The organism is Nocardia sp. NPDC004123, assembly GCF_053603795.1.
Genome location: NZ_JBSGGG010000023.1, coordinates 143977 through 161642, shown reverse-complemented (window position 1 = coordinate 161642; position 17666 = coordinate 143977). Strand labels below are relative to the sequence as shown.

Sequence of the window (17666 nt, the reverse complement as noted above, 5' to 3'; positions counted from 1 at the left end):
CGGACCGGCCCGGCGCTCGCAGCAGCGTACCCGGCCCCGGCGACTCCCGGTAGAAAAAGTTCCGGCCCGCGATTTTCGTCAGTGCAGATGCTGCTGCCAGTCCGCGGGCACCCGGCCGCGCGGGCCGGGCACCGGCTGGTCCAGCGGATGCGCGTGCGGCGGCGCGAGTTCCGGGCCGCCCTCGTACATCTCCTTGTTCTCGAAGTTGTAGTACCAGTCCTCACCCGGCTCGAAGCTCTGGATGAAGGGGTGCCCGGTGCTCTCGAAGTGCTTGGTGCCGTGCTGGTTCGGCGACATATCGCAGCAGCCGATGTGCCCGCACTGCGCGCACCGGCGCAGGTGCACCCACCAGCCGCCGGCGGCATCGCATTCGACGCAACCGGATCCGCTGGGCGCGATGCTGGGGTCGATGCCTTCGATCTGTTCGGTCATCAGTTGCCTTCCGTCGTTTACTGCGCTGCTTCGAGAGTGGACTGCGCTGCGTCGGGAGCGGCTGCCTCGAGCGGCAGTCGGACGATGAAACGCGTATTCCCGGGCTCGGATTCGACCCGGATGTCGCCGTGGTGCTTGTTCACCACGATCCGGAACGAGATGTCCAGCCCGAGTCCGGTGCCCTCGCCGACCGGTTTGGTGGTGAAGAACGGTTCGAAGATGCGGGTGCGGATCTCCTCCGGGATGCCGGGCCCGGTATCGCCGATTTCCACTGCGGCGCAGTCGTTCTCACGATAGGTGCGAACGGTGAGGGTGCCGCGCCCGGACATGGCGGAGACCGCGTTGTCGATCAGATTGGTCCACACCTGGTTGAGCTCGGCGGCGTAGCACGGCACCGGCGGCAGCGCCGGATCGTATTCCTTGACCACCACGATATCGTCGCCGATCTTGCGGGCCAGCATGACCAGCGTGCTGTCCAGCAGTTCGTGCAGGTCCACCACCTGGAACGGGGCCCGGTCCATCTGCGAGTACTGCTTGGCCGCGTTCACCAGCGAGGAGATGCGGTTGGTCGAGTCGGTGATCTCGTTCATCAGCAGCTCGGTCTCGACCGTGTAGTTGAGCCAGCGCATGGCCGCCTCGAAAACATCGGCGCCACAACCGGACAGGGTGCCGTGCACCTTCTCCATCCAGTCGATGTCGAATCCCGCCTGCACGAAGTTCGGCGCGATGTCCCAGCCGTTGGCGACGCCGTGGTCCTCGAGCCAGTCGCCCAGCTCGTCCTCGCGGTCGGCGGCCTCCAGCGGCGTCAGGGTCGGGGCCTTGGCGACCTGGGCGGCCGCCTCCTCCTGCAGCTGGGCCAGCGCCTCCAGGGTCTCGGAGTTGAACTTGCCGTGCGCCATCATCTTCAGCTTGTGCCGCATGCCCGCTACCCGCTCGCGCAACGAGGAGGTGGCGCGCACCGCGGCGGCGGCCGGGTTGTTCAGCTCGTGGGTGAGGCCCGCCGAGAGGGAACCCAGCGCCAGCAGCCGTTCCCGCTGGCCGATGCGCTCATTGGCATTGCGGTTGCCGAAGAAGACGCCCTCCAGCAGGTGCAGCGCCATCGGGAACCATTCCTGCATCATCTTCGCGAAGGTGCCGGCGTCCAGTACGAAGAACTTCGACGGCCGGGTCACGTAGAACGACGCGGTATAGGTCTGTTCGACCTTGTCGCCCATGTAGGCCGTCCACGCGCCCGAGTAGGAGCCGACGTGCTCGGTGCGGACGAGTTCGATCTCCTCGCCGCCCGACATCTTGGTCAGCCGCACCTCGCCGTCCATCAGGACGTAGAAGCAGGTGGCCGGGTCGCCCTCGCGGAAAACCATTCCGGGCTCGAACATTTCGACCCGGCCGTCCTTGCACAGCCAGGCCAGCTGATCGTCGTCGAGCTTCTCGAACAGGAACAGCTGCCGCAGTTCGTTCGGGTCGCAGATCAATCGGGTGTTACCCATTCACCTACTCCTACTGTTTCGCGAGCCAGCGGTGCACCAGCATGACGGCCATCGCGCCCTCGCCGACCGCGGAGGCCACCCGCTTCGCCGATTCCGACCGAACGTCGCCGGCCACGAACACGCCGGGCACGCTGGTCTCCAGATGCTGGGGGGGACGAGGTAGCTCCCAGCCCCCGGGCCGTTCGCCCTCGACCATGAGGTCCGGTCCGGCCAGCACATAGCCCTTGTCGTCGCGCTTGACGGTGCCTTCGAGCCAGTCGGTTTCCGGCGCCGCACCGATGAACAAGAACAAACGCTCGGCGTCCACCTTTTCTTCCGTGCCGGCCTCGTTGTTGCGCAGCACGATCCATTCCAGGTGGTCGTCGCCATCGGCGGACACCACCTCGGTACGGGTGTGCACCTTGATGTTCGGGATCTGCGCGATCTGCTGAATCAGGTAGTGCGACATGGACGATTCCAGCGACGGCCCGCGCACCACGAGGTGCACGGTCCGGGCCCGCCGGGACAGGAACACCGCCGCCTGGCCCGCCGAGTTCGCGCCACCGACGATGTAGACGTCCTTGTCGGCGCAGTCGCTGGCCTCGGTCATGGCCGAGCCGTAGTAGACGCCGCGGCCGGTGAAGTCGTCCACGCCGGGGGCCGGGTGGTGGCGGTAGTTGACGCCGGTGGCGATGAGCACCGAGTGCGCCGCGATGCTGCCACCGTCGGCGAACCGCACCACGCGCGCGGAACCGCAGGCCTCGAGGGCCACCACCTCCCGCGCGGTGATCAACTCGGCCCCGAATTTCACGGCCTGCCGGCGAGCCCGGTCGGCCAGCTGCGCGCCGGAAAGGCCGTCGGGGAAGCCCAGGTAGTTCTCGATGCGGGAACTCTGCCCGGCCTGGCCGCCGGTGGCGGTGCGTTCCACCAGCACGGTGCGCAGACCCTCCGACGCGCCGTAAACCGCCGCGCCGAGACCGGCCGGGCCGCCGCCGACCACGATCAGGTCGTAGAAGTCGCTGGAGGCGTCGGTGTTCAGGCCCACGCCCTCGGCCAATTGCGCGTCGGTGGGCATGATCAGCACTTCGCCGCTGGGATTGATGATGACCGGACACTGGTCCTCGGTGGCATTGGCCGCGGTCAGCAGCCGCGCCCCCTCCGGCTCGTCCACCTGGTACCAGCGATACGGCAACTGGTTGCGCGCCAGGAACTCCCGCACCTCCGAGCAGCGGGCCGACCAGCGGTGGCCCACCACCTTGGTCTCGGTCACCGGCTTGTGCTCGTCCCCGCGCCAGGCCTCCAGCAGGGCGTCGACGACCGGGTAGAGCTTCTCCTCCGGCGGATCCCACGGCTTGAGCAGGTAGTGGTCCAGGTCGACCACATTGATGGCCTCGATGGCGGCATTGGTGTCCGCGTAGGCGGTCAGCAGCACGCGGCGCGCGTACGGGTGCAGGTCCATGGCCTGCTCGAGGAATTCGACGCCGTTCATCCCGGGCATCCGGTAGTCGGCGATGATCACCGCGACCGGGTGGCCGCGCAGTTTCATCTCGCGAAGGGCCTCGAGCGCATCGGCGCCGGACTCCGCCCGCAGAATCCGGTAGTCCGCCCCATACCGGCGGCGCAGGTCCCGCACGACCGCGCGCGAGACGCCAGGATCGTCGTCGACGCTGAGGATGGCCGGCTTCGCGGCAGCTGGTGAAGTCACCTAACGAGTATGGGCTGACGAGGCAAGACCGCGAAGGCCAGACCGTGCCATGTTCGCGTCAGGCGGAACAGACCTGCGTCCTTGCTCGAACATCCTGGGCACACCGATTCAAATCCGGTGATGCTCAATGAAATCCATCTCGGTAGGGGTGAGCAATCGCTCGAGTCGCTCTTCGAGGTCGCCGTTGGCCTTGCGGCGGAAGCGTTTCGTCGATTTGTCGAGCGTCGGGGACTCCGCATCGGTACCGGACTCTTCAGCGGGGAGGAGTGGGACCGTCTTGGTCTCGAGATGCAGGAGCGAACGCAGGTTCACGGCCGATCACCTCACGTTTCCCAATCGGAAAGCTGGTGGCAGTGTCTGTTGCTTCGTCTATCGACATTGTGCGCCGAGCATTACATTTCGGACATCAACACCTCCAGAATGTGATCTAGTTGATTTTCAATCGCGGAATGAACCGGCGGCACATGCCCATACGTGCAGGTGGGTGTGGTGATCCACACCACGGAGCCGAGGTGATCCACGCCACCCGAACTAGGATGCGTGGTACCGATCGTTACGTCCCCGGAGGCAGCGTTGCCGAAAACTCTCGAAGCCAGCATCGATATCGCGGCAGCACCCGAGCGGGTCTGGAGCGTTGTCGCCGACCTCAAGCGCATTCCCGAGTTCAGCCCGCAGACCCTGCGCATGCAGCCGCTGGGTCGCGTAGTGCACACCGGCACCTGGACGGTGAACCTCAACAAGGCCAAGGGCTACATCTACCCGACCACCTCCCGGGTGGTGCGATTCGAGCCGAATCGCGCGATCGCCTTCCGCATGAACGAGAACCGGACCATCTGGAGCTACACCCTCGAGCCCACCGCCGACGGCGGCACCAAGCTGGTCCAGCGGCGCGACGTCCCCAGCGGCAAGCTGCCCCGGTGGCTGCAGTTCACCATCGACAACGTCTTCGGCGGTGAGCAGCCCTTCGAAGGCGCGCTCGAGGACGGCATGCAGGTGACCCTCGGGAAGATCAAGCAAACCGTGGAGCGCTGAGCGTAGGTTCGGCCTATGCGACGACTGACAGCGCTCTGCGCCGCCACGGCCGGTGTGGCGCTCGTACTCACCGGCTGCGGCAGCTCCGACTCCTCCGGCGACCGCACGGTCACCGTCACCGGTACCGGAAAGGTCCAGGGCACACCGGATGTGCTCAATGCCGATCTGGGCACCGAGGTGAGCGCGGCCGACGTGTCCGCTGCCGTGAACCAGGCCGGCGACAAGGCCAAGGCGATCACCGACGCCATGGTCACGGCCGGGGCCAAGCGCGAGGACATCAAGACCAGCGACCTGTCCGTGCAGCCCACCTACGGCACCGACGGCCACAACATCACCGGCTATCGCGCCACCAACACCATGCACGTGGCCGTGCGGGACCTGCCGAAGGCCTCGGGCATCCTGTCGGCGGCGGTGCAGGCGGGCGGCAACGACACCCGCATCAACTCGGTGGCCTTCGGGCTGGAGGACAACACCAAGCTGCTGTCCGACGCCCGCGCGCGAGCCTTCGACGACGCCAAGAGCCGCGCCGAGCAGTACGCCGGCCTGTCCGGGCTGAAACTGAAGACGGTCAAGACCATCAGCGAAAACGGCAGCGGCACAACGCCGACGCCGAAGTACCGGGACACCGCCCCGGGCGCGGCACCCAACATCACCCTCGAACCAGGCCAGCAGACGGTCACATTCACCGTGACCGTCGCCTGGGATATGGGATAGCTCGTCCGCTGCGCGCCGCCGGGTAGCGGCGCGCAGCGGCGCTCACTTCCAGTTCGGCAGCTGGGCCACCTGCGCCGCCCAGGACAACCCCGCACCGAAGGCGATGAGCAGTGCGGTGCCGCCGGGTTTGGCGTCGCCCGCGCGCATCATGGCCTCCATGGCCAGCGGGATCGAAGCCGCCGAGGTATTGCCGGCCTCCTCGATGTCATTGGCCAGGGCGCACCGCTCGGGGAGCTTCAGCACCCGCGCCATGATCTCGATGATGCGACCGTTGGCCTGATGCGGGACCATCGCGTCCAGATCGTCCGTGGTCAGGCCCGCCCGCTCGATGGCCTCGCGGCACACCTGCTCCAAAGAGTGTGCGGCCCAACGGAAGACAGCTGTTCCTTCCATGGCGAGGTAGGGCCGGACAGCATCGAGGCCCTTCTCGTCGATCTCGTTGAAGAACTGCAGCCAGTCCTTGTCCTGGCGGATGGCGTGGTGCTGGGTGCCGTCCGATCCCCAGACGGTCGGGCCGATGCCCGGTTCGCTGGAGGGGCCGATCACCACCGCGCCGGCGCCGTCGGCGAAGAGGAAGGCGGTGCCACGATCCCTCGGATTGACCGTGTCCGTGAGCTTTTCCACGCCGATGACCAGCACGTGCCGGGCGGTGCCGCCCTTCACCAGATCCGACGCCATGGCGACCCCGTGGCAGAAGCCGGCGCAACCGGCCGAGACATCGAAGGCGGCCACATTGTTCAGACCGAGCGCAGTGGCGATCTGCGGGCCCGCGGCGGGCGTGAGCAGTAGCCAGGTGGACGTTGCGACGATGACGCAATCGATCTGATCCGCGTCGATCTCCGCTGCTTCGATGGCGTCGCGGGCAGCCGCGGCGCTCATGCTGACGATCGTCTCCTCGGGAGAGGCGAAGCGTCTGTTGCGGATGCCGGAACGTGTCCGGATCCACTCGTCACTGGAATCTATCGGCCCCGCCACCTCGTCATTGGTGACGATTCGCTCCGGCCGGTACACACCGAGCCCGAGCATGGCCGTGTGCTCTGCCCCGTTGATCGAAGCAATTCGAGCAGACATTGGTTCTCTCCTATGTACTGCGTACCGCGCGTCGAACGTGACCTTCATCGGGTTCCTCACCCCCCGCGGACCCACAATGCCGCAGACATGAGGCTCCCTCATCTTAATCGCGATAGCCTCTCATGCCAGTGCTACTGATCACAATCGAGGGGTCAATGCCGGGCGGCGCACCTCCGATCCGGGAGGCCGGCCGCGGGTGTTCGGTCACCGAGAACGCGAGCGTCGAACCCACTTCACGTATCGTGTGATCGCGGTCCCTGACCGTATCTATCCGCGCATGAAAGAGGAGCCTGTGGCCCGCCGACCCACCCCGCCCGGCACTCCGGAACAGACCGGCCTCGGCCACGTCGCCGACCTGGTCCGCAAAGCCGTTCCGCCGCTGCATCCGGCAGGTCTGCCGTTCGTGGCCGCACCGCTGGCGGTGGCCACCCTCGGCTATCGGCGGAAGTGGCTGCGCCGCACCGGTTTGCTGGCGGCCGCGGCCTGCGCCGGATTCTTCCGGCACCCGCACCGGGTGCCGCCGAACCGCCCCGGCGTCGTGGTGGCCCCCGCCGACGGCGAGGTCGCCCTGGTCGACACCGCGGTGCCGCCGGCCGAACTCGGCCTGGGCGACGCACCGCTGCCGCGGGTGAGCATCTTCCTGTCGGTGCTGGACGTGCACGTGCAGCGGGTGCCGGTGAGTGGCCTGGTGGAACAGGTCGCCTACCAGAAGGGCAAGTTCGTCTCCGCCGATCTGCCCGAGGCCAGCGACCGCAACGAGCGCAACAGCATGGTCATCGAGACCGCCTCCGGGCAGCGCGTGGTGGTGGTGCAGATCGCCGGGCTGCTGGCGCGCCGCATCATCTGCGAGGCCGAGGCCGGCGACAAGCTGAACATCGGTGACACCTACGGCCTGATCCGGTTCGGTTCGCGCGTGGATACCTACTTCCCGGCCGGGACCAGGCTGCTGGTCACCCCGGGGCAGCGCACCATCGGTGCGGAAACGGTGCTGGCCGAACTGGATTCATGATGGAACAACTCGCGCCCGAACCGAACGGGCGTCGCCGTAACCGCACCATCCGACTGCTGCCGAGCATGGTGACCATCCTGGGACTGTGCTCGGGCCTGTCCGCGGTGAAGTTCGGCATGGAAGGCAAGCTGGGGATCGCGCTGGCGCTGGTCGGCGCGGCCGCGGTCTTCGACATGCTGGACGGGCGCATCGCCCGCATGCTGGATGCCACCACCAAGATGGGCGCGGAGCTGGATTCGCTGTCGGACGCCATCGCGTTCGGCGTCACGCCCGCCCTGGTGCTGTACGTGACCTTCCTGCACGCCGACAGCATCGGCTGGATCCTGGCGCTGATGTTCGCCGTCTGCATGGTGTTGCGGCTGGCCCGCTTCAACACCCTGATGGACGACGACAACCGCCCGGACTGGCAGCGTGAGTACTTCACCGGCGTGCCCGCCCCGGCGGGCGCGCTCATCGTGCTGACGCCCATCGCGCTGTCCGAGCAGTTCGGCGACGGCTGGTGGGTGAGCTTCCCGGTGGTGGCGGTGTGGACGGTGCTGACCGGCCTGTTGTGCGTGAGCACGCTGCCCACCCTGGCCGTCAAGTCGGTGTCGGTGCCCCCGCGCACCGCGCCCATCCTGCTGGTGCTGGTCGCGCTGGCCGCCGCGCTGCTGGTCACCTACCCGCTCATCCTGATGATGGCGCTGGTCGTGCTGTACCTCGGCCACATCCCGTTCGCGGTGCACTCCGCGCGCTGGGTGGCGGCCCGGCCCGAGACCTGGAACCACAAGCCGGCCGAGCGCCGCGCCCAGCGCAAGGCGCAGCGCCGCCAGCGCCCGCTGGCCGGGCGGGTGCCGCGGGTGTCGGTGTCCACGGCACGGCTGCGCCTGCGCCGCCCGGGTCAGCGCGACCGGGTGTCGAACCGCCCCGGGCGCTGAAACCAACGGCCGGGCCGCGATTCGCCGACGCTGCCGTCGGCGGCCGGCCGGCCCGGGCAGAATTGACGGCGTGACCGACTCACAGCCGGGTTTCCAGTTCACCGCTCGCCTGAACACCTCCCCCGCCGACGATCGGCGGGGGGTGGTCCGATTGCATCCGGACTCGCTGGCGCTGCTGGGCGTGAATCCGTGGGACGTGATCTCGATCGCCGGCGGCAGACAGACCTCGGCGTTGGTGGCGACACCGCTGAAGGGCAAACCCGTCGGGCGCGGCGAGGCGCTGCTCGACGAGGTGACGATGTCGAACGCGCACATCGCGGCGGGCTCGAAAGTGACCATCGCGAAGGTGATTCCGCGCCGGGCCACCCGGATTTCGGTCACGGGCTCGCCGGACGTCATGCGCGCCATCGACGAGACGACACTGCGGCATGCCCTGCAGGGCAAGGTGGTGTCGATCCAGGACGCCGTCTCGCTGCGCCCGATGGATCTCAAACCCGGGGCCAGCCGATCCGGTGTGGCCCAGCAGCTTTCGAGAGCCCTCAATATCGCCTGGACCTCGGAGCTGCTGCGGGTGACGGCCGTCGATCCGCAGCCCGGCCCGGTGGTCGTCAGTACCAACAGCGCGGTGGGCTGGGGTTTCGGCGTCGCCGAGACGGACCTGCCCGCGGCTCCCCTGGACGACACGGATACCCGCACCGACCTCCGGGTCAGCGCTCCGGCGTCGCCACCGCCGTCGGTGGTGGCGGTGGCCGATCTGGCCGGGGTCCAGACCCAGGCCGCGAAGCTGCGGGAGTGGCTGAGCCTGGCACTGGACGAGCCGGACCTGCTGAAGAAACTCGGAGCGTCCTCGCATCTGGGGGTCCTGATCACCGGTCCGGCCGGGGTCGGGAAGGCGACACTCGCGCGGGCCGTGACGGGATCGCGGCGGCTGGTCGAGCTGGACGGCCCGGCGGTCGGTGCGACCGACATCGGACCCAGGCTGCGCGACGTGTCCGACAAAGTGGCCGAAATCTGTTCCGGCGCAGGCGGAGTGCTGCTGATCACCGATATCGACGCGCTGCTGCCGACGCCGGCCGAACCGGTGGCCACGCTGATTCTCGACCAGTTGCGCGCGGCCGTGGCACAGGAGACGGTCGCGGTGCTGGCCACGACGTCGAATGCGGCGGGTATCGACCCGCGGCTGCGTGCTCCGGAGCTGTGCGATCGGGAGGTGTCGCTGCCGCTACCCACGTCGGGGGTGCGCGCGGCGCTGCTGGAGCAACTGCTGCGCAATGTCCCCACCGATGTGCTGAAGCTCGATGAGATTTCCTCGCGGACACCGGGTTTCGTCGCGGCGGACCTGACAGCGCTGGTGCGCGAGGCGGCCCTGCGCGCGGCCGCGCGGGCCAGTCGCGAGCAGTCGGACCCGATGCTGCTGCAGGAGGATCTGGCCGGAGCGCTGGAGGTGATCCGTCCGCTGTCGCGTTCCGGGTCCGAGGAACTGGCCATCGGCAGTTTGAGCCTCGCCGACGTCGGTGACATGGCGGAGACCAAGCAGGCCCTCACCGAGGCCGTGCTGTGGCCGCTGAAGCATCCGGATTCGTTCCAGCGGCTGGGTATCGAGCCACCGCGCGGAGTGCTGCTCTACGGGCCGCCGGGATGCGGCAAGACCTTCCTGGTGCGGGCGCTGGCGGGATCGGGGCAGTTGAGTGTGCACGCCGTGAAGGGCGCGGAGCTGATGGACAAGTGGGTCGGCTCCTCGGAGCGGGCGGTGCGCGAATTGTTCCAGCGCGCAAGGGATTCCGCGCCGTCGCTGATCTTCCTGGACGAGGTGGACGCGCTGGCGCCGCGGCGCGGGCAGTCCAGCGATTCGGGCGTATCGGATCGCATTGTCGCCGCGCTCCTGACCGAACTCGACGGTGTCGAGCCGCTGCGGGATGTGGTCGTGATCGGCGCGACGAACCGGCCCGAGCTCATCGATCCGGCCCTGACCCGTCCCGGGCGCCTGGAGCGCCTGGTGTTCGTGCCGCCGCCGGATGCCGATGCCCGCGCCGAAATCCTGGGCACCGCCGCCAAATCCGTGCCGCTGGCCAAGGACGTCAATCTGCGGCGGCTGGCGCGTGAGCTGGAGGGCTACTCGGCGGCGGACTGCTCGGCGCTGCTGCGCGAGGCCGCCCTCGCCGCCATGCGCCGCGATGTCGAGGCCGGGGAGGTGACGGCCGCGGATGTGGGGGCCGCGCGCAAGGCGGTGCGGCCCTCGCTGGATCCGGTCCAGGTGGAGGCCCTGCGGCTGTATGCCGCCCAGCGCGAATCGCCGACTCCGCCCGGCAACGTGTCCGGCTACGTCTGAACGCTCCCCACCAGGGCATACGAGACCGATTAGTCTGCTGTGTCAATGGTTTCGCGGCGCGTTCGCCATGCGCGCCGGTAGCGCGCCGAATCTGTACAAAGTAGGCGAGTCGTACCAATCGGTCCGCCTATCACCGGTAATTTTGCCCTGGTGAGGTCGCATCAGGTAGCCGCGGAGACGATCACGGCGCTGGTCGCAGCAACGGTTGCCGGCCTGGCGCTGGCCCTGCCCATCGACTTCGGCTGGACCTCGGAGACGTCGGCCCTGCAGCGCGACCTGCTGGCCTACACCCTGCCCCGCGCCGTGTCGGCGGGCGCGCTCATCGCCATGATCGCGGCGGTGCTCATCACCACGCTGGGCAGCCCCGTGGCAGCGTGGGCGACCACGCTGGGCGGGCTGCTGGTGCTGCTGGCCAATCACGTGTTCGGCCATGCCGGCGAACCGAATTCGTCGCTGCCCACCATGAACTTCATCGATTCCCTGGCCGGCGGCCTGATCCTGGGCGCGCTGGGGGCGGCGGTGCTGCACCGCCGGCTACCCGCCTTCGGCTGGACCCTGGGCGTTCTGATCAGCCTGCTGCTCGGTTCGGTGAATCCGGTGTCGCGGATCGGCGGCGGCATCGACGCGACGGCGAGCGATCACTGGCACGCCGGCGATGTGCTGCCCATCTGGATGCTCCTGCTGGCGCTGGTCCTGGTCGGCTTCGGGTTCCTGACCCATCGGAAGCGCGAGGCGGAGGAACGGCTCTCGGCGGAGCTGCCGCTGGCCCCCATCCTGGCGGGCGTGGTGCTGGTGCTGGTGACGCTGGCCAGTGCGGAATGGCTGGCCCGGCACGGCGACAGCCAAGCGGGCATCGTCCTCGCGGTGGCGACCGCGGTGGGGACCGCCATTGTCGCGGCCATGCTGTTGCCGGGCCGGGACGGCGAGATCGTGCTGCTGGCGGTGGGCCTGGGCGCGGTGGGTGCGGCGACCGTGGCGGCCGAGATGCCGGCCTGGTCGATCCCGCTGCTGGCGGCGGTGTCGGCGGTCGGCATGTGGGTGGGCAGCAGGGGCGGGGGTCCTGCGGTCTCCCTGGCCGCGGGCATGGCGCTCGGGGTGCTCACGGCGTTCACGGCCGATGCGACCCGGGCCTGGCTGATCGTGGGCAGTGCGGCGCTCGTGTCCTGGCTCATCGGTTTCGCCCTGCTGTCCACCCGGCCGCACTATGTGCCGAGCCGGGTGCTGGGCACCCTGGTGCTGTTCGTCCCGTCGGCGGTGCTGGGCATGCGCGATTATGTCTCGCGGGGCCACTACGCCACGCAATCCGCCGACAGCGCGTCGATGTGCGCGGTGAGCTCCAGCAGCACCGCGGCCCCGGGCTGGACGTCGGCGCTGGTCGCCGGGGGCTGTCTGGCCGGGATCTACCTGCTGCGGCGCAGTCGCCCGCGAATCCCGGCGACGACCGACACCGCGCCCGAATCTCCGAACGGCGCGGCCACCTCCGGCTGACCGTGCTGTGACCGGCGAACGGTCAGGCGCGCACCACGGATTCGAGCGCGGGGGCCGTGGTGACGGCGTCGCCGAACCAGGTGCGGTAGAAGGCCGTCACGTAACCGGCCAGCAGGCCGAACACGACGATGCCCGCGGGCACCGGGTGTTCGGCGAAGCCGGTCGACAGGTACCGGTAGGACAGCAGCAGCCCGGCGAAGAGCGCGGCGCCGGCCGACACCAGTTGCAGGCGGGTGCGATCCCAGCCGCGTTCCGGTGCGCGCAGGGCGGATTCGATGGTCAGGCACAGCACCGCGCCGGCCACCAGATCGGCGCCGTAGTGGTAGCCGAAGCCCAGGGTGGCCGACAGGGTGGCGACGAGCCAGAAGGTCCCGCCCCAGCGCAGCCAGACCGGCGCGGGCGCACCCGTGAAGGGGTCGCGGCGCGAGTGGATGAAGATCGACAGCGCCCACGCGGTGTGCAATGACGGCATGCAGTTGCGCGGGGTGTAGTGGTCGAAGGCGATCGAACCCGGCGAGAGGTCCACCGGCGGCACGACATTCGGCCAGTAGCTACCCAGGGAGAAGACGTGCCCGTCCGCGCCGAACGCGAACATCGGCCCGACGACGGGGAATACGACATAGAAGACCGGGCCGATGAGGCCGAGCACCAGGAAGGTGCGCACCAGGTAGTGCTTGGGCCAGTCCCCCGTCGTGACCACAGTGCGCAGCTGCCAGATGGTCACGATCATCGCGCCGACGGGCAGTTCGATGTAGACCCAGTGCAGCACGGCGGAGGCGATCGGCCCCAGCCAGTCCAGCAGCTGCCCCATCAGCCAGGAGGGGTCGCCCAGGGCGTGGTCCACCAGCACGATGTGTTCGTCGAGCACTCGGGGCCCGGCCAGCACGGTGATGCCCAGCCAGACGTCGGCGACCTTGCTGGACAGCACCAGCAGGATGCCGAGCGCGGCGGCGTGCAGCGCATTGGTGCGGTCCTTGCCCTGCCACTTCCAGCACGCGAGCCCGATGAGGGCGAGCAGCACGAGGACGGGGCCGTTGCCCATGGCCAGTGGTCCACCGGACAGCGTCCGAATCGATTGGTACACAAGGTCGATGCCGAGCGCCGCGCCGACCGCCAGGAACCGCCGCCGCCAGCTCAGCCCGATGAGCGCGAGCCCGAGCCCGGCCCACGGCACGGTGAAGGATTTGGCATTACCCGCGAAGTCGGCCCAGATGCTTTCCAGCGGGCCGGTGAAGTGGTGGTGCGAGGCCACGATCTGCAGGACGATGAGCAGCGCCGCCCCCACCGATAGCGCGGCCGTCAGGCCGGCGCGCGGCGACAACATCCGTAACCCGGTTCGGCGTGTCTCGCCGCCGATTCGGGAGTACGGATCGTCGAGCAGCATCCAGCCATAGTAAACGCCGCATGAACGCCAGCTCGGTGAGTAGTTGAACGCCGCCCATCTCACCAGATGAACAGGCCCCGGTCAGCGCGGCATCACTCCTGGCCACGCGTACACCGTACGGATCCGGTCGTAATCGAAATCACAACCGTGCAAGACGGTTCCGCGGTGCGCGAGTTCGTGGACCTCAGTACTCGAGTTCGTGAACCAGCGAATCGACGACCGCGACCAGATCGCCCTGCGCGGTCGCGGCCACCCGGCGCTGACGCTGATAGGACGCGCCCTTCTTCGGGATGTCGGCGACCATGGCGAGCTCGTTCTCGCAGCCGAGGCTCTTGGCGGTCGGCTCCAGCCGGTTGAGCAGTTCCATCAGGTCGTCGGTGACCAGTCGCTCATTGCTGTCGGCGTCGGTGATGACGATGGCGTCGAGCCCGTATCGCGCTGCGCGCCACTTGTTTTCCTGCACGTGCCAGGGCGGCAGGATGGCCGGCATGGTCTCGCCGGATTCCACTCGGCGGTCGAGATCCACCACCAGGCAGTGGATCAGCGCCACGATGGCCGCCAGTTCGGCCTTGGTGGGGGTGCCGTCGCAGACGCGGACCTCGATGGTGCCCCATTTGGGCGCGGGCCGGATGTCCCAGTGCATGCCGCCGAGTTGTTCGATCACACCGGTTTTCATCTGGTCGTGCACGAAACCCTCGAACTGGTCCCAGTTCTCGAACTGGAAGGGCAGTCCGGCGGTGGGCAGCTGTTGGAACATGAGCGCCCGGTTGCTGGCGTATCCGGTGTCGACGCCCGCCCACATGGGCGAGGAGGCCGACAGCGCCAGCAGATGCGGATAGGACGGCAGCAGCCCGTTGAGGATGGGGAAGACCTTGTCCGGGTGGGAGATTCCGACGTGCACGTGCACGCCCCAGATGAGCATCTGGCGGCCCCACCACTGGGTGCGCTCGATGAGTTCGTCGTAATGCGCACTGCGCGTGAGCTGTTGGGTGGACCACTGCGCGAAGGGATGGGTGCCGGCGCAGAACAGGTCGACGCCGACCTGGTCGGCGGCGCGGCGCACGACGTCCTGGGTGGCGCGCAGTTCGTCGACCACCTCGCTCACGGTGTCGTGCTTGCCGGAGACGAGTTCGACGGTGTTCTTCAGCAGTTCCTTGGTGATCTGCGGGGTGCCGTCCCAGGCGCGCAGATCACCGCAGGCTTCGAAAACCGCTGCGGCGGTGTTGGACAGGTCGCGCGTGCGCTTGTCGACGAGCGCGACCTCCCATTCCACGCCGAGCGTGTGCCGGGGCGATGAGTTGAAGGGGACCTTCGTTCTGCCTGCCCCGGCCATGGCTCACCTCGAGAGGGTTCAGGCGACGACGCCGCAGGCGACCCGTGCACCCGCGTCGCCGGTCGCGAGGGTGTCCGCATCCGGTGCGGGCGCGTACCGGGTGGGAATGTTGCCGAAGTTGTCGGCGCCGGCGTGGATGATCAGCGCCTTGCCCTTGACCTCGTCCAGGGTGAAGGCGTCGGTGGTGGTCACCAGCTTGGCGGTGCCGTCCTTGAGCACCTCGAGCGAGGTCAGATCACCGCTGGCCGGGTGGGTGTTCTGGTCGCCGACCTGCAGGTGGCCACCGGCGGAGAGAAAGTCGCCGGGCGCGCCGCCCGCCGGCGCGGTGGAGTTGGGCTCGCACTTGCCGACCTGGTGGACGTGCAGGCCGTGGAAGCCGGGCTTCAGCCCGTGCGCCTCGACGGTGATCTGGAGGTGGTTGCCCACCTTCGCGATGGTGGCGGTCCCGACGGTGCCGCCGCTGGGGTCCTTGAGCGTGACGCTGGACGAGTCCTCCGGAGCATTGCCGCCCTCGGTCCCCTGCGTGCCGGCAGGGGCCTGCGAGCTGGTGAACACCGGCGGGGTCGTCCCCTTGACGTCGCTCGACTCCTGGCTGTTGGAGCAGGCGGTGAGACCGAGGGCTGCGACCGCGAGCACCGGAGCAGCAGTCCACCAGGACGGGCGACGAGTTGTGGACGAGGCCATCGGGGAACTCCTTTACGAGTCCGAGTTTATCGGGAAAGCAGGGTGGACATACTTCGTACCGGACAAGATGATGCCAGAGACGTGCGTGTGTGCCGTGGAGGGGCCGGACGGTTTCTTTCGAGCGACCCGACAGTGCCTTACCGCCAGCGATTCAGTGCCTTGTCAACAGCGATTCAGTTACCGGTGACGATGACGATGACACCGGTGGGCGAGTCCGAGATTCCGGGGAATCGGGGTTCTGCCGAGCAGCCCAGTTGCGCGGCGATGGCCTGGGCCAGCGCCTGCTCCTTGGGCGAACTGCCGTAGTACACGGTGGTTTTCGGAATGACGCCGTTCGCGTAGTTGCCCACCTCGGCGACGTTGTACCCGTCGGAGGTGAGCTGGTCGCCGGTCTTCTTGGCCAGGCCGGGCACGGTGCCGTTGTTGTAAACCCGTACGGGAAGGGTCTTGTCGACGCCCGCGGCCGCGGTGGTGGTCGCGGTGGTGGTCGTGGGCAGCGCCGCCGTGGTACTGGGCGCGACCGGTGGGGTGGTGGTGGCCTGGGCCGAATTCTGCTGTGCCGCAGTGCTGGCGGCCGCGGCGGTGCTCGACTGCGAGGTCGAGTCGGCGCTGCTGCTCGAGGAGTCCGAACTCGACAGCGACATCGCGCCCAGCCCGGCGAACACGATGGCCAGCGCGATCAGGACCATCGCCAGGGCCCGCAGCGGCGGGCCGCCGGCCGGCGAATTCGGGTTGCTCACGGCGTCGAGCCTAATGGGTGATGGGGCGCCCGCGCGGGATCAAGCGCGTACGCACGCGGTGTTGGAAGCTGCGGCACATTCCGGGCGTGGTTCACACCTGGAAACCGAGACGGCGTGCCGCCCTGGTCTTCTGGCGGCTGGCGCGCAGCCGGCGCAGGCGTTTGACCAGCATGGGGTCGGCGGCCAGCGCCTCCGGCTTGTCGACGACCGCGTTCAGGACCTGGTAGTAGCGGGTGGGTGAGAGGTCGAAGAGCTCACGGATGGCTTCTTCCTTCGCACCGGCGTACTTCCACCACTTGCGCTCGAAGTCGAGAATGTCGAGCTCGCGGCGGGAAAGCCCGTGTGCGCCATCCTCGCCGGAAGGGCCGTCCTCGCTTGCGGGGATGTCGCGTGCCGCTGCGCTGTCCATAGTGCTCCCTCGCCGAGTGGTCACCAGACGAATATGGTGCTTGTGCGTCGCCGATCATTCAACCACGCGGCGGAGTCGTCCCGATGCGTACCGATCGGCGTGTTCTGCGACGCCCCTCCGGCGTGTCGTGCTTGTTCTGCCCCTCCGCTTCGCTCCGGGGCGGGGTTCGCGGCCCTGAGGTCTCGATTCTTCCCTCCTCCGCTCCCCCGCTCCAAGGCGGAGGTCTATTCCAGCCGCAGTCCAGAATCGAGACGGCCGCGAACCTGCGGGCGGTGTCCAGGGGGTGATCTCCTACAAAATGGCAGCCCAGTAGGCTGCTCAGCATGGCTATTCTCCCGATTCGCATTGTCGGCGACCCGGTTCTGCACCGCGCGACCACTCCGGTCACGCAGACCCCGGAGGAGCTGGCCGAGCTGATCGCGGACATGTACGAGACCATGGACGCCGCCAATGGCGTGGGCCTGGCCGCCAATCAGGTCATCATCAAGGACGAGGACGAGGTCTCGCCCCGCATCTTCGTCTACGACTGCCCGGACGACACCGACGGCGCGACGATGGTCCGCCGCCGCGGCTGCGTCGTGAATCCCGTGCTGCAGACCTCGGAGATCCCGGAAACCATGCCGGATCCCGATGATGACGAGGAGGGCTGCCTGTCGGTGCCCGGCGAGCAGTTCCCCACCGGCCGCGCCGACTGGGCGAAGGTCACCGGCACCGACGAGCACGGCGAACCGGTCGAGATCGAGGGCCGCGGCTTCTTCGCCCGCATGCTGCAGCACGAGACCGGGCACCTGGACGGCTTCCTCTACGTCGACATGCTGATCGGGCGCAATGCCCGGGCGGCGAAGAAGTCCATCAAGCGAAACGGCTGGGGCAAGCCGGGTTTGAGCTGGGTGCCGGGCACCGTGCCGGATCCCTTCGGACACGACGACGACGATCTCGACGACTGATCGGGT

The 17666-nt window shown here is 68.4% G+C and carries 17 protein-coding genes; 7 read left to right on the top strand and 10 right to left on the bottom strand.

The features are described from left to right. Positions 1-78: 78 nt before the first annotated feature. From ACWEQQ_RS31010 to ACWEQQ_RS30995, 4 genes are all read right to left on the bottom strand, one after another. Positions 79-432, bottom strand: coding sequence for a UBP-type zinc finger domain-containing protein (locus tag ACWEQQ_RS31010; protein WP_357004805.1), 354 nt, complete (start codon positions 430-432; stop codon positions 79-81). A gap of 17 nt (positions 433-449) precedes the next feature. Beyond that, positions 450-1919, bottom strand: coding sequence for an ATP-binding protein (locus ACWEQQ_RS31005; RefSeq protein ID WP_452350725.1), 1470 nt, complete (start codon positions 1917-1919; stop codon positions 450-452). Between the two features lie 10 nt (positions 1920-1929). Further along, positions 1930-3603 carry an FAD-dependent oxidoreductase gene (locus ACWEQQ_RS31000; RefSeq protein WP_452350724.1) on the bottom strand — a complete coding sequence of 558 codons (1674 nt, stop codon included), beginning with the start codon at positions 3601-3603 and terminating at the stop codon, positions 1930-1932. Positions 3604-3711: 108 nt separating this feature from the next. Next, positions 3712-3915, bottom strand: a complete 204-nt coding sequence (locus ACWEQQ_RS30995; protein ID WP_364619699.1) for a hypothetical protein — start codon at positions 3913-3915, stop codon at positions 3712-3714. A gap of 261 nt (positions 3916-4176) precedes the next feature. On the opposite strand from ACWEQQ_RS30995, the gene ACWEQQ_RS30990 reads away from it, so the two are divergent. Further along, positions 4177-4635 carry an SRPBCC family protein gene (locus ACWEQQ_RS30990; protein WP_452341666.1) on the top strand — a complete coding sequence of 153 codons (459 nt, stop codon included), beginning with the start codon at positions 4177-4179 and terminating at the stop codon, positions 4633-4635. A 15-nt stretch (positions 4636-4650) separates the two neighbouring features. Beyond that, positions 4651-5349: an SIMPL domain-containing protein gene (locus tag ACWEQQ_RS30985; RefSeq protein ID WP_452350723.1), complete on the top strand. Its 699-nt coding sequence runs from the start codon at positions 4651-4653 to the stop codon at positions 5347-5349. A 42-nt stretch (positions 5350-5391) separates the two neighbouring features. On the opposite strand, the gene ACWEQQ_RS30980 is transcribed toward ACWEQQ_RS30985, so the two are convergent. Continuing rightward, positions 5392-6420, bottom strand: a complete 1029-nt coding sequence (locus ACWEQQ_RS30980) for a beta-ketoacyl-ACP synthase III (RefSeq protein WP_452341664.1) — start codon at positions 6418-6420, stop codon at positions 5392-5394. A gap of 292 nt (positions 6421-6712) precedes the next feature. Here ACWEQQ_RS30980 and ACWEQQ_RS30975 point away from each other — a divergent pair, with 292 nt between their 5' ends. From ACWEQQ_RS30975 to ACWEQQ_RS30960, 4 genes are all read left to right on the top strand, one after another. Next, the gene (locus ACWEQQ_RS30975; protein ID WP_379388707.1) at positions 6713-7429 is read left to right on the top strand and encodes a phosphatidylserine decarboxylase; all 717 of its coding nucleotides are present in this window, start codon (positions 6713-6715) and stop codon (positions 7427-7429) included. Continuing rightward, on the top strand, positions 7426-8346 hold the full coding sequence (gene pssA / locus ACWEQQ_RS30970) for a CDP-diacylglycerol--serine O-phosphatidyltransferase (protein ID WP_452341663.1): 921 nt from the start codon (positions 7426-7428) through the stop codon (positions 8344-8346). The genes ACWEQQ_RS30975 and pssA overlap by 4 nt, the downstream gene beginning before the upstream one ends. Before the next feature lie 70 nt (positions 8347-8416). Continuing rightward, entirely contained in the window at positions 8417-10675 is a 2259-nt protein-coding gene (locus ACWEQQ_RS30965) for an AAA family ATPase (RefSeq protein WP_452350722.1), read from the top strand. A gap of 150 nt (positions 10676-10825) precedes the next feature. Next, a complete protein-coding gene (locus tag ACWEQQ_RS30960) occupies positions 10826-12163 on the top strand; it encodes a hypothetical protein (protein WP_452350721.1) in 1338 nt (445 codons plus the stop codon). A 22-nt stretch (positions 12164-12185) separates the two neighbouring features. Here ACWEQQ_RS30960 and ACWEQQ_RS30955 read toward each other — a convergent pair whose 3' ends face one another. The 5 genes from ACWEQQ_RS30955 to ACWEQQ_RS30935 all read right to left on the bottom strand — a co-directional run bounded on the left by ACWEQQ_RS30955 (position 12186) and on the right by ACWEQQ_RS30935 (position 16713). Beyond that, positions 12186-13547 (bottom strand): DUF5933 domain-containing protein, encoded by a 1362-nt coding sequence (locus tag ACWEQQ_RS30955; RefSeq protein ID WP_452350720.1) that lies wholly within the window; start codon positions 13545-13547, stop codon positions 12186-12188. Positions 13548-13731: 184 nt separating this feature from the next. Further along, the gene (locus ACWEQQ_RS30950) at positions 13732-14880 is read right to left on the bottom strand and encodes a glutamate--cysteine ligase (protein WP_452341659.1); all 1149 of its coding nucleotides are present in this window, start codon (positions 14878-14880) and stop codon (positions 13732-13734) included. A gap of 18 nt (positions 14881-14898) precedes the next feature. Further along, entirely contained in the window at positions 14899-15564 is a 666-nt protein-coding gene (gene sodC, locus ACWEQQ_RS30945; RefSeq protein WP_452350719.1) for a superoxide dismutase[Cu-Zn], read from the bottom strand. Positions 15565-15737: 173 nt separating this feature from the next. After that, positions 15738-16304: a LytR C-terminal domain-containing protein gene (locus ACWEQQ_RS30940; protein WP_452350718.1), complete on the bottom strand. Its 567-nt coding sequence runs from the start codon at positions 16302-16304 to the stop codon at positions 15738-15740. Between the two features lie 91 nt (positions 16305-16395). After that, a complete protein-coding gene (locus ACWEQQ_RS30935; protein ID WP_364619725.1) occupies positions 16396-16713 on the bottom strand; it encodes a DUF3263 domain-containing protein in 318 nt (105 codons plus the stop codon). A gap of 323 nt (positions 16714-17036) precedes the next feature. Between ACWEQQ_RS30935 and ACWEQQ_RS30930 the strand changes: the two genes are divergently transcribed. Continuing rightward, entirely contained in the window at positions 17037-17660 is a 624-nt protein-coding gene (locus ACWEQQ_RS30930) for a peptide deformylase (RefSeq protein ID WP_452341657.1), read from the top strand. Positions 17661-17666: the final 6 nt, after the last annotated feature.